The organism is Bartonella bilalgolemi (genome assembly GCF_023500045.1).
GTDB classification, from domain to species: domain Bacteria; phylum Pseudomonadota; class Alphaproteobacteria; order Rhizobiales; family Rhizobiaceae; genus Bartonella; species Bartonella bilalgolemii.
Genome location: NZ_JAMCOF010000003.1, coordinates 129,665 through 146,003 on the forward strand (window position 1 = coordinate 129,665; position 16,339 = coordinate 146,003).

At 36.7% G+C, this 16,339-nt stretch carries 14 protein-coding genes; 11 read left to right on the forward strand and 3 right to left on the reverse strand.

Features of this window, described 5'->3' with window-relative positions:
• Positions 1 to 6: 6 nt before the first annotated feature.
• The 5 genes from M4Z11_RS02885 (at position 7) to M4Z11_RS02905 (ending at position 5,874) form a co-directional block, all read left to right on the forward strand.
• A complete protein-coding gene (locus tag M4Z11_RS02885; RefSeq protein WP_249675983.1) occupies positions 7 to 1,362 on the forward strand; it encodes a pyruvate dehydrogenase complex E1 component subunit beta in 1,356 nt (451 codons plus the stop codon).
• 14 nt (positions 1,363 to 1,376) lie between these two features.
• On the forward strand, positions 1,377 to 2,696 hold the full coding sequence (locus tag M4Z11_RS02890; protein WP_249675985.1) for a pyruvate dehydrogenase complex dihydrolipoamide acetyltransferase: 1,320 nt from the start codon (positions 1,377 to 1,379) through the stop codon (positions 2,694 to 2,696).
• 216 nt (positions 2,697 to 2,912) lie between these two features.
• Complete coding sequence (lpdA, locus tag M4Z11_RS02895; protein ID WP_249675990.1) at positions 2,913 to 4,373, forward strand: dihydrolipoyl dehydrogenase; 1,461 nt, start codon at positions 2,913 to 2,915, stop codon at positions 4,371 to 4,373.
• Between the two features lie 74 nt (positions 4,374 to 4,447).
• Positions 4,448 to 5,404, forward strand: a complete 957-nt coding sequence (gene lipA, locus M4Z11_RS02900) for a lipoyl synthase (protein ID WP_249675996.1) — start codon at positions 4,448 to 4,450, stop codon at positions 5,402 to 5,404.
• Between the two features lie 8 nt (positions 5,405 to 5,412).
• Positions 5,413 to 5,874 carry a type II toxin-antitoxin system RatA family toxin gene (locus M4Z11_RS02905; protein ID WP_249676000.1) on the forward strand — a complete coding sequence of 154 codons (462 nt, stop codon included), beginning with the start codon at positions 5,413 to 5,415 and terminating at the stop codon, positions 5,872 to 5,874.
• Between the two features lie 22 nt (positions 5,875 to 5,896).
• On the opposite strand, the gene M4Z11_RS02910 is transcribed toward M4Z11_RS02905, so the two are convergent.
• The 3 genes from M4Z11_RS02910 to rirA are packed head-to-tail and all read right to left on the reverse strand — an operon-like array spanning position 5,897 to position 8,058.
• Positions 5,897 to 6,385, reverse strand: coding sequence for a CinA family protein (locus M4Z11_RS02910; RefSeq protein ID WP_249676003.1), 489 nt, complete (start codon positions 6,383 to 6,385; stop codon positions 5,897 to 5,899).
• On the reverse strand, positions 6,382 to 7,575 hold the full coding sequence (locus M4Z11_RS02915) for a bifunctional 2-C-methyl-D-erythritol 4-phosphate cytidylyltransferase/2-C-methyl-D-erythritol 2,4-cyclodiphosphate synthase (RefSeq protein ID WP_249676069.1): 1,194 nt from the start codon (positions 7,573 to 7,575) through the stop codon (positions 6,382 to 6,384). Before M4Z11_RS02915 ends, M4Z11_RS02910 begins: the two co-directional genes overlap by 4 nt.
• 30 nt (positions 7,576 to 7,605) lie before the next feature.
• On the reverse strand, positions 7,606 to 8,058 hold the full coding sequence (rirA, locus tag M4Z11_RS02920; protein ID WP_249676007.1) for an iron-responsive transcriptional regulator RirA: 453 nt from the start codon (positions 8,056 to 8,058) through the stop codon (positions 7,606 to 7,608).
• Positions 8,059 to 8,227: 169 nt separating this feature from the next.
• On the opposite strand from rirA, the gene M4Z11_RS02925 reads away from it, so the two are divergent.
• The 6 genes from M4Z11_RS02925 to clpX all read left to right on the forward strand — a co-directional run bounded on the left by M4Z11_RS02925 (position 8,228) and on the right by clpX (position 16,299).
• Complete coding sequence (locus M4Z11_RS02925) at positions 8,228 to 10,465, forward strand: sensor histidine kinase NtrY-like (RefSeq protein ID WP_249676010.1); 2,238 nt, start codon at positions 8,228 to 8,230, stop codon at positions 10,463 to 10,465.
• A gap of 29 nt (positions 10,466 to 10,494) precedes the next feature.
• Positions 10,495 to 11,853 (forward strand): nitrogen assimilation response regulator NtrX, encoded by a 1,359-nt coding sequence (gene ntrX / locus M4Z11_RS02930; RefSeq protein WP_249676015.1) that lies wholly within the window; start codon positions 10,495 to 10,497, stop codon positions 11,851 to 11,853.
• A gap of 3 nt (positions 11,854 to 11,856) precedes the next feature.
• On the forward strand, positions 11,857 to 13,233 hold the full coding sequence (trkA, locus tag M4Z11_RS02935; RefSeq protein WP_249676020.1) for a Trk system potassium transporter TrkA: 1,377 nt from the start codon (positions 11,857 to 11,859) through the stop codon (positions 13,231 to 13,233).
• Positions 13,234 to 13,243: 10 nt separating this feature from the next.
• Complete coding sequence (locus M4Z11_RS02940) at positions 13,244 to 14,050, forward strand: glycosyltransferase family 32 protein (RefSeq protein WP_249676022.1); 807 nt, start codon at positions 13,244 to 13,246, stop codon at positions 14,048 to 14,050.
• Between the two features lie 146 nt (positions 14,051 to 14,196).
• Positions 14,197 to 14,829 carry an ATP-dependent Clp endopeptidase proteolytic subunit ClpP gene (gene clpP, locus M4Z11_RS02945; RefSeq protein ID WP_249676025.1) on the forward strand — a complete coding sequence of 211 codons (633 nt, stop codon included), beginning with the start codon at positions 14,197 to 14,199 and terminating at the stop codon, positions 14,827 to 14,829.
• Positions 14,830 to 15,024: 195 nt separating this feature from the next.
• Positions 15,025 to 16,299, forward strand: a complete 1,275-nt coding sequence (clpX, locus tag M4Z11_RS02950; protein WP_249676028.1) for an ATP-dependent Clp protease ATP-binding subunit ClpX — start codon at positions 15,025 to 15,027, stop codon at positions 16,297 to 16,299.
• Positions 16,300 to 16,339: the final 40 nt, after the last annotated feature.

Here is a 16,339-nt window from a genome sequence, read left to right on the forward strand (position 1 = left end):
GTAAGTATGCCCATTGATATTTTAATGCCGGCACTTTCGCCAACAATGGAAGAAGGTAAGCTATCTAAATGGCTTAAGAAAGAAGGTGATAAAGTTAGTTCTGGTGATGTGATTGCTGAAATTGAAACAGATAAAGCAACAATGGAAGTGGAAGCTATTGATGAGGGTATTGTTGGTAGAATTTTTGTAGCTGAAGGTACTGAAAATGTTAAGGTTAATACTGTTATTGCAGTATTATTGGAAGAAGGTGAAAGTGCTGAAAATATTTCACAAAATTTAAAAAAATCACAAGGAGGAGAGGCTGCTACTATGCTATCAGTCCCGGTACAACCTATTTTTGAAATTGCTTCTGATCCTGATATTCCTGTAAACACAGAAATGATTATGATGACAGTACGTGAAGCGCTTAATCAAGCTATGGCTGAAGAAATGCGGCGCGATGAGACAGTTTTCTTAATGGGGGAAGAAGTAGCACAATATCAGGGTGCTTATAAAGTCAGTCAAGGTTTATTAGAAGAATTTGGTGCACGCAGAGTTGTTGATACACCTATTACAGAGCATGGTTTTGCAGGGTTGGGTGTTGGTGCTGCATTTGGAGGTTTACGTCCTATTGTTGAGTTTATGACATTTAATTTTGCTATGCAGGCGATAGATCAAATTATCAATTCAGCGGCAAAAACTCGTTATATGTCTGGTGGACAAATGTCTACTCCTATAGTTTTCCGTGGTCCCAATGGTGCTGCTGCGCGTGTTGGTGCTCAACATTCGCAGTGTTATGCTGCATGGTATAGTCATGTGCCAGGCCTTAAGGTTATTATGCCTTATAATGCAGCAGATGCTAAGGGTTTGCTTAAGGCCGCTATTCGTGATGATAATCCTGTTATTTTCTTAGAAAACGAAATTCTTTATGGTCATCAGTTTGAAGTTCCAAAGATGGATGATTTCATTTTACCTATTGGCAAAGCACGGATCCATAAATCTGGTAAGGATGTAACAATTGTTTCTTTTGGAATTGGAATGCATTATGCGGTTCAAGCATTGCCGGAAATTGAAAAGCTTGGTATTGATGCTGAATTAATTGATTTACGAACTATTCGTCCAATGGATTTACCAACAATTATTGCTTCAGTTAAAAATACAGGTCGTTTGGTAACAATTGAAGAAGGCTATCCTCAGTCATCTGTTGGCACTGAAATAGCAACACGTGTTATGCAACAAGCTTTTGATTATCTTGATGCACCAATTGCTACAATTGCTGGAAAAGATGTGCCTATGCCTTATGCAGCAAATCTTGAAAAATTGGCTTTGCCAAATATTGCTGAAATTGTCGAAGCCGTTAAGGCTGTAACTTATAAAGCATAATTGAGGAGAATACTATGCCTATTAAGATTACGATGCCTGCGCTTTCTCCTACAATGGAAGAAGGAAATTTATCAAAGTGGAATATCAAAGAAGGTGATAAGGTTGCATGTGGTGATATTATTGCTGAAATTGAAACAGATAAAGCAACAATGGAAGTAGAAGCTATTGATGAAGGAACGGTTGCTAAAATTGTTGTACCTGCTGGAACACAGAGAGTTAAAGTCAATAGTCTGATTGTTATTTTAGCAGAAGAGGGTGAGGATCTATTTGAAGCTGCAAAAATTGCAGAAGAAACTTCTTCTGTTGTGGTGAAAGAACCAGTTATTAAACAATCGGTGGAATCGGTAAGTGTACAAGCTGCTCATTCATCAACAAATCAGCAATTAGTACGACAAAATGGGGATAATAGACGTTTTTTTGCATCTCCTTTAGCAAGACGATTAGCAGCTCAGGTGGGGATTGATTTATTACTTATTTCTGGTACTGGCCCTCATGGGCGTATCATTAAACGCGATGTGGAGAAAGCTCTGAATAATGGTATTATAAGTTCTCATTCACTGCATATCGATCAGTCAATATCTTCAGGCACTGCTGATAGACAGATTTTACAATTGTTTAAAGAGAGTGAATATACATTCGCACCCCATGATAATATGCGTAAAACAATTGCTAAGCGTTTAGTTGCATCAAAGCAGATGGTACCACATTTTTATGTAACCATAGATTGTGAATTAGATGCGTTATTGGAATTACGTACGCAATTAAATGCTGTTGTTCCAATGGTTGAGATGCAAGCAGGTGAACCTGCTTATAAGCTATCCGTCAATGATATGATTATTAAAGCTGTAGCGCTTTCTTTGAAAGCTGTACCTGATGCTAATGTATCATGGCTTGAGGATGGAATGCTGTATCACAAACACTGTGATGTTGGCGTTGCTGTTTCTATTCCGAATGGGTTAATGGTACCGATTATTCGCTGTGCAGAAGAGAAATCTTTGTCAATCATTTCTAATGAAATGAAAGATCTTGCAACGCGTGCTCGTGAACGTAAATTGAAAATGGAAGAATACCAAGGAGGGACAACAGCTGTATCAAATATGGGGATGTACGGTATAAAAAATTTTTCTGCTATTATTAATCCGCCGCATGCAACGATTTTTGCAATTGGTGCAGGCGAGAAGCGTGCTATTGTTAAGGATGGTGCATTAGCAATAGCAACAGTTATGTCGGTTACTCTTTCAGTTGATCATCGCGCTATTGATGGAGCACTAGCGGCAGAAGTTGCTCAGACTTTTAAGAAGATAATTGAAAATCCATTAACGATGTTAATTTAAATTATTTTTAAATATTGTACTTAAGAGTGTGGGAGAATGTGATGAAATAGATGGATCTCAATAATTTGATATGATGGTTTATAATCTCTTTTGATTTAATAAAGTTTTTTTATAGTATTTGAAACGGTATACATGAAAGAAGCTTATCTATTAATTTTCGATTTAAAGTTTGGATAATACATATCCATTTTTGCATATATCTATGGAGGGATTATTGTGGCAGGTCTTTATGATGTGATTGTGATTGGTTCAGGACCAGGTGGATATGTAACCGCGATTCGTGCGGCACAATGTGGTTTTAAGACTGCAATTGTTGAACGTGAGCATTTAGGCGGGATCTGCTTAAATTGGGGGTGTATCCCAACAAAAGCACTCTTACGTTCAGCAGAAATGAAACATTTTGCTGAAAATGCAAAGGATTATGGATTAAAGCTTAATGGTTCTATAGAAGTTGATATTAAAGATGTTGTAATACGTTCTCGCGGGGTTTCAGCACGTTTAAATGCTGGTGTTGGTTTTTTATTGAAAAAAAACAAAATTGATATTATTTGGGGTGAAGCGAAACTAACAAAGGCAGTTAATGGTAGTCAGCCTGCAGAAATTATGGTTTCTGCATCATCAAAAAAAGTTATGCAGCCACAAAATCCAGTTCCTAAAGGGGTATTAGGGGAAGGAGCTTATCAAGCAAGGAATGTAGTTATTGCTACTGGTGCACGTCCTCGTGTTCTTCCTGATATTAAACCAGATGGAAAACTCATTTGGACTTATTTTGAAGCTATGATTCCTCCTGCTATGCCAAAGTCTCTCTTAGTGATGGGATCTGGAGCGATAGGTATTGAATTTGCTTCCTTTTATCATGATATGGGTGCCGAGGTAACTGTTGTTGAAATGATGCCTCAAATTATGCCGGTTGAAGATATTGAAATTTCAACATTTGCTCGTAAACAGCTAGAGAAAAAGGGTATACGTATTCTTACTGAAGCAAAAGTGGTCAAAGTTGAAAAAACTGCTGATTTTGTTACAACGCATATTGATGTTAAGGGTAAGATAGAAACAGTAATAGTTGATCGATTGATTTCAGCCATTGGGATTCAAGGTAATATTGAAAACCTTGGATTAGAAGCATTAGGTATCAAAACTGATCGTGGATGTATTGTTACTGATGAATGGAGTTGGACAGGAGTGAAAGGAATTTACGCTATTGGTGACGTTGCTGGTCCTCCTATGTTGGCCCACAAGGCAGAGGAAGAAGGTGTAATATGTATTGAACATATTGCTGGTTTGAAGAGTGCTCATTCTCTTGATAAAACAAAAATTCCAGGATGTACATATTGTACACCACAAGTTGCTTCTGTAGGACTTTCAGAAATGGCGGCAAAAGAATCAGGTTATGATATACGTATTGGTCGCTACTTTTTTTCAGCGAATGGTAAGGCAATTGCTTTAGGAGAAGAGCAAGGATTAGTTAAAACTATTTTTGATAGAAAAACAGGACAGCTTCTTGGTGCGCATATGGTAGGGGCAGAAGTGACAGAGCTCATTCAAGGTTTTGTTATTGCTATGAATCTTGAGACAACAGAAGAAGAATTAATGCGCACTATTTTTCCACACCCGACATTATCAGAAATGATGAAAGAGAGTGTATTAGATGCTTATGATCAGGCTTTAAATGCTTAATGATTAGGTCATATACAAATCTGGATTATGTTATTTTTCATCAACGTTTTATATCTAAAAGACAGAGGTCTTGAATGGTTACGGTGCTTGATAAGGTTACGAGTAGACGTATGCGGCATCCTGAAAAGGCGCATCTTCCGGATACAAGTATTCAGAAAAAACCGAATTGGATTCGTGTAAAAGCACCAGTGTCGCCGATATATAAGGAAACGCATAATGTGGTGCGTACTAATAAATTGGTTACCGTGTGTGAGGAGGCAGGTTGTCCAAATATTGGCGAATGTTGGAGTAAACGGCATGCCAGTTTTATGATTTTAGGTGAAATATGTACACGAGCTTGTGCTTTTTGTAATGTTGCAACAGGTATTCCATTTGCAGTTGATAATAATGAGCCAGAACGCGTAGCAGATGCTGTTGTGCAGATGGAATTGAAGCATGTTGTTATTACATCTGTTGATCGTGATGACCTTTCTGATGGTGGTGCACGGCATTTTGCCAAAGTTATTTACGCTATTCGCCAGAAAGCTCCAACGACAACAATTGAAGTATTAACGCCTGATTTTCGCAATAAGGATGGTGCATTAGAAATTGTTGTTGCTGCTAAGCCTGATGTTTTTAATCATAATTTGGAAACAGTGCCATCAAAATATTTGAAGGTACGTCCAGGAGCACGCTATTTTCATTCGATTCGGTTATTACAACGCGTTAAAGAACTTGATCCAACAATCTTTACAAAATCAGGAATTATGGTTGGGCTTGGGGAAGAACGGAATGAAATTCTTCAACTGATGGACGATTTGCGTTCTGCAGATGTTGATTTTATGACGATTGGGCAATATTTGCAGCCTACGCGAAAACATCATCCTATCGTTCGTTTTTTAACCCCTGAAGAGTTTGAGTCTTTTGCAAAAATTGGTAAAGTAAAGGGTTTTTTACATATGGCTTCTCATCCTTTAACACGTTCATCTCATCATGCGGGAGATGATTTTGAAGCTTTGCAAAAAGCACGTGCTGAAAAATTTTCCCAATAGAGATAATTATGCCGACTTTTACAACACATCGGAAAATTGCTCATACTGCTCATGAAATGTTTGAACTTGTTGCTGATATTGAATGTTATCCTGAATTTTTACCCATGTGTGAGGCTTTAATTATACGTTCTCGAAAGGAACGTGAAGAAAAGATTTTGCTTTTTGCTGATATGACAGTAGGTTATAAGGTGTTTAGAGAAACTTTTACAACTCAAGTGCTTTTGCATCCGAAAGAAAATCTTATTGAAGTGAAATATATTGATGGTCCATTCAAATATCTTGAAAATCGTTGGGTCTTTCATGATGTCGAAAATAAAGATGCATGTGATATAGAATTTTTTATTGATTATGAGTTTAAGAGTAAAATGCTTGGGTTGGCTGTGGGATCAATGTTTAGTATTGTTTTTCATAAATTTACTGATGCTTTTGAAAAACGTGCACATCAAATTTATGGTTTCCCAACAGTATGATTTTATCAATTATAAAGGGATATTATTGGAAATATTTAAGAATGAGGTTTAAAGCATTTTCAACAGTTATATGGCGAATAACATTCCGATCAGAATTCCCAAAACGCATTTCTTGATGCATAGTTGCGTGATTTTTATAAGCTGTTGCACAATGGACAAGTCCCACTGGTTTATCTAAACATGCTCTTCCAGGTCCAGCAATGCCTGTTACAGCAACTGAAATTGAAGCTCGTGAATATTTCAGTCCACCTTCAGCCATTGCAATAGCAACTTCTTTTGAGACTGATTTATATGTTTTGATAAGTTCAGGGGATACACCAACGAGATTAGTTTTAGATTCGTTTGAATAGACAATAAATCCACAATCGAATACATCTGATGATCCTGCAATGTTGGTAAGACTTGCAGCAATAAGTCCTCCTGTACAAGATTCTACAGTGGTTAGAAGCAAATTTCTTTCACGACAAACTTTAAGGACAGCATTCGCTAGTGTTTCACAAAAGTATGTCACTGTGGAATTTCTCCTGGATAAATAACTGTGGTAACTGCAAAAGCTGCAATTCCTTCTTCACGGCCAATGAAACCGAGCTTTTCATTGGTTGTTGCTTTAATAGAGATGCGATTGATTGAAAGTGTGAGTATGTTCATTAAGTTTTCTATCATTATGTCACGATAGGCGCTAATTTTAGGTTCTTCAGCAATTAAGGTAATATCCACATTAGCAATACGACCACCTTTTTTCTTAATTATATCAATAGCATAACAAAGAAAAATTTCTGATGATGTATCTTTCCATTGAAGATCAGAAGGAGGAAAATGGATTCCAATATCTCCTGCTCCTTGAGTTGCTAAAAGGGCATCTGTTAAAGCATGAAGAGCAACATCAGCATCAGAATGTCCACTTAATTTCTTTTTAAAAGGGATTTTTATACCACACAAAGTGAGATGATCACCTTTTTCGAAAGCGTGGACATCATAACCATGTCCAGTACGGATATCAGGGAACATTTGCGTCCTTTTTTTTAAATATGAATAGGCGGTTTCAAAATCTTCTGGCCACGTAATTTTTATATTATTAGGATTTCCAGGAATTGTTCGCATAGGGATTCCAAACCATTCAGCAATCGCTGAGTCATCACTAAAATTTTTTTGGTGAGATTGTATTGCTTTTTCATGGGCTGCTAAAATGAGTTTAAATGGAAAACACTGTGGTGTTTGTGCAGTATAAAGATTTGTCCGTGGGATTGTATCTAAAACATGGTTTGTATTACTTAAACGTTTAAGGGTATCGGAGACAGGAATGACGGGGAGAATACCTTCTCGATGATTAACAATAGTATGTATTTGTTCAAGAAGCTTTTTTTCTACAAAAGGACGTGCACCATCATGAATGTGAATATATTCTGGCTTGATATTTTTGAGTGCATTTAATCCATGTAAAGTGGACATTTGACGTGTATCACCTCCTTCAACAATGATAAGGTGTTCTTTCAAATCAGCTATAGCATTTTCACATATTTGACGATCATCTGGATGGATAACCAAAACGATAGTTGTAATAGAAGAATGTTGCAAAAAACAATGTATAGTATGATAAATAACCGGTTTTTGTCCTAAAATCCGGTATTGTTTAGGGCCATTTTGCGGAGATCCTGCTCTTTTGCTGCGTCCGGCAGCTAATATTATGGCTGCAATAGAAATATCGAGTTCCCTTTTGAAATTGTATCTTAGTTAGCTAATTGTCTGTTTTTTTCCTGCATCAATTTTAAATTGATGTTGAGAGGATAATAATTGCAGATCAGCAATTGATGTCAGTGATAATACATCAAAAAAAGAGTCTAAAGCTTTTTTCAATACAATGTTTAAACCACAGAAATTTATTAGTGGACAATTACTTAATTTATTATCGAAGCATTCTGCCATGGAAAAGTTATCTTCTGTTATCTTAATAACATCAGCTACTGAAATTTCTGTTGCAGGTTTAGCTAATTTAACACCACCATTACGTCCTCTTACTGTTTTTATAAAGCCCGCTTCGACTAGCGGTTGAAGGATTTTGAATAAAAAAAGTTCAGAAACAGCATATGCTCTGGCAATTTCAGGAATACGGCTTAGCGCTCCCTGATTAGAAGCACAATACATGAGCATCCGGAGTGCATAATTTGTTTGTTTGGTTAATCGCATTGCAAATCCTATGAAATACCACTGAATAATATGGCCTATTTAAAAGCTACTATTAAAAACATGAAGCTCTTTCTTAATTTTAGATTAGTTATATTTTAAATCATAGTATTGTCAATTTTTGATATAAGGATTTATATGAGAACAATGAAGTAAGTAACATAAGGCAATTATGAGTATAACATCCGTGACGAATCTCCAAGACTTGGATCAAAACATCTGTAAAGATGAGTCGCGACGTTTGAATAGTGTGTATACGTTCTTGGGTATCACAATTATTGTATTAGCTTTGCTGACCGCTTCTATCTCATTTATTATTCTTATTGGATTAACGCCTGTTGTTCCCAATAGGGCTGTAACATTATTTTTTATAGCTATTAATAGTATTTGGGTTTTGGGACTTATAGCCATTGTTTTGTATGAAGTAATTCCCATTATTTATGCTTGGCGATCAAGGCGTGCTGGTTCGCGTCTTCATGTACGACTTATTTCTTTGTTTGCGCTTGTTGCAACATTGCCAGCTGTTGCTGTAGCCCTTATATCTGGTCCTGCTCTTCATCTAGGTCTTGATCGATGGTTTGATACGACGACTCGACAAATTGTAGGTTCCTCTATTGATTTAGCGAATGCTTACGCAGATGAAATGCTTCAAAATTTGAAGAATTTATCCTATGCTATGGCATTAGCACTGGATGATAAAAGACTTCTAGCACGTAATCCAGCTGAGTATCGAATGCAATTAACACGGCATGCTGTAGGGCGTAATCTTCGGGGTGTTTTTTTATTAAGCTCAAATGGAACTGTTTTTGCATCAAGTGATCTTGGTGATGAGGAACAGCTCCCTATTCCACCGCCTGATCTAATTGGTCGAGCAACTAGTGAAAGGCCTTTCTCTTTTCAGCCAGGAGTTTATGATTATTTTGGTATTATTTTGAAATTTAATAATATTTCAAATACATTTTTGTATTTAGTGCGTGATGTTGATCAAAGTGTTTTGTCTGCTTTGCGTTTGACGGAAGTTAACACGGAGCGTTATCGTGATTTGAATGAAAATCGGCTACCGACACAAATTGCATTTGGTATGCTTTATTTATGCCTTTTTTTAAGTTTATTCTTATCAGCTATTTGGACTGGTATTGCTGTCGCTGATCGTTTGGTATGTCCTATCCGCCTTCTTATTAGCGCAGCTGATGATGTTGCTTCTGGAAATATGGAAGTTTTTGTACCAGTACGTGCAAGAGATGGGGATATTGGACAGCTGTCAAAGACTTTTAATTATATGGTTAGTGAGCTTAAAAGCCGGCGTAATGAGCTGATTGCAGTTCGTGATCAAATTGATGAGAGACGGCGATTTTCTGAAGCTGTTTTATCTGGTGTAACAGCAGGAGTAGCTGGAATTGATGTTAATGGCAATATTACAATTATTAATCGGTCTATTGAAACAATGTTTGGTATTCATTCTGAGCAAGTTATTGGGCGTAATCTTGTATCGTTAAGTTCTGAAATTGGACAGGTTTTTAAGCTTGCTTGTTCCTTAGGGCGTAAGAATTATCATGAGCAAGTGACTTTAAAAGTTGCAGGACAAGAACGTGTTTGTAATGTGCAAATGACAATGGAAGAGAATGATGGGCAGGAACAGTCATGGGTGTTAACAATTGATGATATTACAGGTCTTGTAGAAGCACAGCGTTCATCAGCATGGGCGGATATTGCACGTCGTATTGCACATGAGATTAAAAATCCCCTTACGCCTATTCAGTTATCAGCTGAGCGTATTCGTAGGCGTTATAAAAAAATTATCACACAGGATCGAGAAGTTTTTGATCAGTGTATCGATACGATTATTCGGCAGGTGGGAGATATCGGCTGTATGGTCGATGAGTTTTCTTCTTTTGCACGTATGCCCAAACCGCAAATGCGTATTTTAGATATACGGGAATTATTGCATGAAGCGTGTTTCTTGATAGAAGTTACTCGTCATGATATTCATTTTGAGAAAGATTTAGGAGATATACCACTGATAGGCGCATTTGATAATCGTCTTATTGTTCAGGCTTTTGGAAACGTTATCAAAAATGCGAGTGAAGCAATTGATGCAGTGGCGCGAGAAAAAAGTGTTTGCGGTCATATTCTGATACGTTCTTATCGTCAAGAAGAGTGTTTAATTGTTGAGATTATTGATAATGGTAAAGGATTTCCTAAGGAGCAAAGGCATAAATTATTAGAACCTTATATAACAACGCGGGAGAAGGGAACAGGGCTTGGGTTAGCTATTGTACGTAAAGTTATTGAAGATCACGGTGGTTACATGGAGCTACATGATGCATTAGAAAATTTTTATGAGGGCCGTGGTGCGATGATTCGTATGGTGTTTCCGGTAGACAAAGCAAAGCATAAAAGTGTTACATAGATCACAAATCATGAGATAGGTGAGTAAAGATGGTATCAGATATCTTAATTGTTGATGATGAAGCAGATATTCGTGAACTTGTTGCTGGTATTTTGGATGATGAAGGTTATGAAACGCGTGTTGCATGTAACTCTGATGAAGCGTTAGCACAAATTAGTGAACGTGTTCCAAAGTTAATTTTTTTAGATATTTGGTTACAAGGGAGTCGTCTTGATGGTCTGGCGTTGTTAGATGAAATCAAAGTTCAATATCCTTCTCTTCCGGTAATTATGATTTCCGGTCATGGTAATATTGAAACAGCTGTTTCTGCTATAAAACGGGGAGCGTATGATTTCATTGAAAAGCCTTTTAAAGCTAGTCGACTCCTATTGGTTGCAGAACGGACTCTTGAAAATTCGAAATTAAAGCGTGAGCTTTCAGAATTACGGGAGCGGTCAGTTGAAACACCAGAATTGCTTGGAACATCTAGTGTTATGAAGCATTTGCGTCAAGTCATAGAAAAAGTAGCTCCTACTAATAGCCGAGTTATGATTGTTGGTCCTTCTGGTGTAGGAAAAGAGATGGTTGCTCGTTCTATTCATGCACTTTCAGCACGTTCTAATGCTCCATTTATTACAATAAATGCGTCAACAATTGCTGCTGAAAGAATGGAAATAGAGTTATTTGGTAGTGAATTGGAGGGAGAAGAACGCAAGATTGGTGCATTAGAAGAGGCTCATGGTGGAGTATTGTATATTGATGAAGTTGCTGATATGTCCCGTGAAATTCAAAATAAGATTCTTCAGGTATTAACGAATCAAACATTTGAAAGAGTTGGTGGAACAAAACGTGTGAAAGTAGATGTTCGTGTCATTTCTTCAACAGCACAAAATCTTGAGCATCTCATTGCTAATAGAAGATTTAGAGAAGATCTATTTCATCGTCTTTCGATTGTTCCTATTTTTGTTCCACCACTTTCTGCGCGCCGTGAAGATATTCCAGAACTTGTACATCATTTTGTTAAAAAGATATCGCAGCAAGTTGGTATTAAACCTCGTGAAATTAGCAATGACGTTATAACTATTTTGCAAACACATACTTGGCCAGGCAATGTGCGCCAGTTACGCAACAATATTGAACGCTTATTGATTCTTGTGCGTGACGATGATGGACCAATAACAAAAGAATTACTTCCTGCTGAAGTTAGTGATTCTATCCTGCATATTCAAATGGATACAGATAAAAATATAATGGATTTGCCACTGCGTGAGGCACGAGAGTTATTTGAAAAGAGGTATTTGATGACACAGATTGAACGTTTAGGCGGAAATATATCACGTACTGCTGAATTTATAGGTATGGAGCGTTCAGCTTTGCACCGTAAACTTAAGATGCTTGGGGTTTCATAAGTTATGCATGTTATTATTTGTGGAGCAGGGCAGGTTGGGTATGGGATAGCAGAACGTCTTGCTGCAGAGAATCATGATATTATTGTTGTTGATACCGAAGCAAAATTAATCGAAAAAATTCGTGATACATTAGATGTTAGATGTATTATTGGCCATGGTTCAAGGCCTGAAGTTCTTTTAGCTGCAGGTGCTGATGAGGCTGATATGTTAATTGCAGTGACTTTATTTGACGAAGTTAATATGGTAGCTTGTCAAGTAGCACATTCGTTATTTAATATTCCAACTAAGATCGCCCGTATTCGCTCACAATCATATTTAGACCCACGTTATAAGAATCTCTTTGCAAGAGAGAATATTCCTATTGATGTAGTTATTTCTCCAGAAGTTGAAGTTGGAGAAATGGTTTTGCGTCGTATTACTTTGCTTGGAGCTATAGATGTTCTTTATTTTTGTAATGATGCTGTTGTTGCATTAGCTTTAGAGTGCATGGAGGACTGCCCGGTTATTAATACGCCTTTACAGCAGTTAACAGAGCTTTTTCCTGATTTGCAAACAACGGTTACTGCTATTAAACGTGGTTCAGAATTATTAATAGCACATTCAGATACACAATTACGTGTTGGTGATATCATTTATCTTGTTTCAGTTCGTGATCAAGTGCGTCGTGCACTTAGACTTTTTGGTCATAAAGAACAAGAAGCACATCGTATCATTATTGTAGGTGGTGGTCATATTGGTCTTTATGTTGCTCAAGCTATTGAGAAGCGATTGCATAAACTAAAGTTGAAGATTATAGAGGTAGATAAAGAAAGAGCACTAACTATTGCCGATCAACTAAAAAAAACAACTGTTTTATATGGCAATGTTCTAGATCCTGTTATTCTTCAAGAGGCTGGAATTGGTCAAGCTGATTTAATGATTACATTGACCAATCAAGATCAGGTGAATCTCTTGAGTGCTATTATAGCTAAAAGATTAGGATGCAAGGCTAATATGGTGTTGATTAATAATGTGGCTTATCAAGAGTTTAGTCGTGCGGTTGGTGTAGATGCATATTTTAATCCTCGAAGTGTAACTGTATCAAAAATTTTACGACAAATGCGTCGTGGACGTATTCGCGCTGTGCATTCTGTTTTTAATGGTTCTGCGGAAATTATTGAAGCTGAAGCAATGCAAACATCTTCATTAGTTGGTAAACCGTTGAGAGAGCTTAATTTACCAGAGGGTTTGAGAATTAGCGCTATTTATCGTGATGAAACAGTAATACAGCTTTCAGGAGATACACGTATTTTACCTGGTGATCGGATAGTAATTTTTGCACTTGCTGATAGTGTGCGTGATGTTGAACAATTATTTCGTGTAAGCTCGGAATATTTTTGATAGATTATCTATGGATATTTGTACTTTTTGGTATGGAAAACAATTGAGACTAGTTGATTGGTTGTGTTTGGCATCGATGGTTAAGGTTGGTCAGCGTGTTAAGCTTTTCAGCTATGAAAAAGTAGAGAACATACCTGTTGGTGTTGAATTGCATGAAGCCGAATCAATTTTGCCACGTTCAGTAATTTATCGCCTTGATCCCAATTTTCCTGATTATAAGCCTGGTCTTACAATTGTTCAATTTTCAGATCTTTTTCGCATTATGTTGATGAAATATGAAAAAGGAGTTTGGTTAGATACGGATGTTTATCTTGTTAAACAGTTTCATCCAGAAGTAGGTCGGGTTTGGTTAGCAAAAGAAAATGCTGCAAGAGTAGGAGTCTCTGCACTTTATTTACCACCTGATAACCCTATTATAAAAGCATTTGAGGATTATTTGGCAAATGCAGAAATTATTCCTGATTGGTTAGGTTTTAAACGCCGTGTTTGGATGCCATTTTGGTTAAGGAGAAGAAAATTGCCAGTTTTACCAGGAAGGATTGGAATTACTATATTTGGTAATGATGGTATTTCGCGGTTAGCTAAAAAGAATAGTTTTTTTCATGAAGCAAAGGAGAAAAACACTTTTTATTATTGGACAGGACGAAAAGCTGAAAGGATTTTTGATCCGGCTTTTGGTGTTGAACCAATGAAAGATCCACATTTTATAGGGTTTCATATTCACAGAAAGGAAAAAACAATCCAGAAACCTCAGAAAGGAAGTTTTTATCATTGGGCAGTATCACGTATTTCTGAAGCTCAGAATTTATTTGATTAGATATTATTATTGTCATTTTAACCATTAACATTTTAATCTTACTGAAACATAATTTATTGTAGCTTGCGTAAGAGAGTATTGTTAGCTTATGGATAAGCTATTGAAAATGTAAATAGCGATTCTTAATTATTAATGGAAGTGAAGATATGAGCGATCCAACAAAAAAAGTCTTAAGTTTAGTTCCTATGGTTGTTGAACAGACTAATCGTGGTGAGCGAGCTTATGATATTTTTTCTCGTCTCTTAAAGGAGCGGATTATTTTCATTAATGGTCCTGTTGAAGATAATATGGCAATGCTTGTTTGTGCACAATTGCTTTTTTTAGAAGCAGAGAATCCTAAAAAAGAAATTAATCTTTATATCAATTCTCCAGGTGGTATGGTGACATCTGGTATGGCAATTTATGATACTATGCAATTTATTCGTCCTTCTGTTTCTACTTTGTGTATGGGACAAGCCGCGTCTATGGGATCATTACTCTTAACAGCTGGAGCAACAGGTCGCCGTTTTGCCTTACCAAATGCACGTATTATGGTGCATCAACCTTCTGGTGGTTTTCAAGGACAAGCCTCGGATATTGAACGGCATGCGCAAGATATTATAAAGATGAAACGACGTTTGAATGAAATTTATGTTCAACATACAGGACAGAATTATGAAGTCATTGAAAAAACTCTTGATCGCGATCATTTTATGACAGCAGAAGAAGCTAAACAGTTTGGTTTGATTGATGATGTTATACAATATCGTGCAGAAACTGAAAAAGAAGAAAAAGATTAAGAGTTTTTATAGAAAAGGTAGTTATTTGTGAAGTGTATAAGAATTGCCATTAAAATAGCTATTTTTAAAAATACGATCTCGTAAAAATAATAAAGAAAATTACCTAAAGATATTATGTATGTTTTTAATTGTAGTTAAGAAAAATTATTTTTAAATAAATAAAATATTCATATATCGCAGTGAAAGGAAAATGAAATGAGCAAAACTAGCAATAGCGAGAGCGAATCGAAGAATACTCTCTATTGCTCATTCTGTGGCAAAAGCCAGCATGAAGTGCGTAAGCTTATTGCAGGACCTACTGTATTTATCTGCGATGAGTGTGTAGAGCTATGTATGGATATTATTCGTGAGGAAAATAAATCTTCTGGCATTAAGGCGCGTGATGGTGTTCCTACTCCGCAGGAAATTCTGACAGTTCTTGATGATTATGTTATTGGCCAGCGTCATGCAAAGCGTGTTCTTTCTGTTGCTGTTCATAATCATTATAAACGCCTCGCTCATCAATCTAAAAGCAATGATGTTGAGTTAGCAAAATCAAATATTCTTCTTGTTGGGCCGACAGGATGTGGTAAGACATATTTAGCACAAACATTGGCACGTATTATTGATGTACCTTTTACTATGGCAGATGCAACGACTTTAACTGAAGCGGGCTATGTTGGTGAAGATGTTGAAAATATTATTTTGAAACTACTTCAATCTGCTGATTATAATGTTGAACGTGCGCAACGTGGTATCGTATATATTGATGAAGTTGATAAAATTTCTCGTAAAGCTGATAATCCTTCAATTACAAGGGATGTTTCTGGTGAGGGTGTTCAGCAAGCACTGTTAAAAATTATGGAAGGGACAATAGCATCTGTTCCTCCGCAAGGAGGGCGTAAGCATCCACAACAAGAATTTCTTCAGGTTGATACAACAAATATTTTGTTTATTTGTGGAGGCGCTTTTGCTGGCTTAGAGAGAATTATTTCAGGACGTGGTGAAAAGACTTCAATTGGTTTTTCCGCTGCTGTTAAGGCTCCTGATGAACGTCGTGTTGGTGAGATTTTCCGTGATTTAGAACCTGAAGACCTTATAAAATTTGGTTTAATACCAGAGTTTATTGGTCGTCTTCCTGTTATAGCTACTTTGGAAGATTTAGATATTTGCGCGCTTGTTCAAATTTTATCACAACCAAAAAATGCACTAGTTAAACAGTATCAACGTCTTTTTGAGATGGAAAATGTTCAGTTAGTTTTTCATGAAGATGCTTTACGTGTTATTGCCAAAAAGGCTATTGAACGTAAAACTGGTGCACGTGGCTTACGCTCTATTATGGAAAGAATACTTCTTGATACTATGTTTGAATTACCAGCTCTTGTAGGTGTTCAAGAGGTGGTGATTTCTAGTGATGTAGTTGAAGGTAAGGCTTGTCCTCTCTACATTTATTCAGATCATGTAGAAAATAAAGAAAATGTATCAGCGTGATCTATGTTATAAATTCAGCTATAGTGTTATTTTGGTGTAG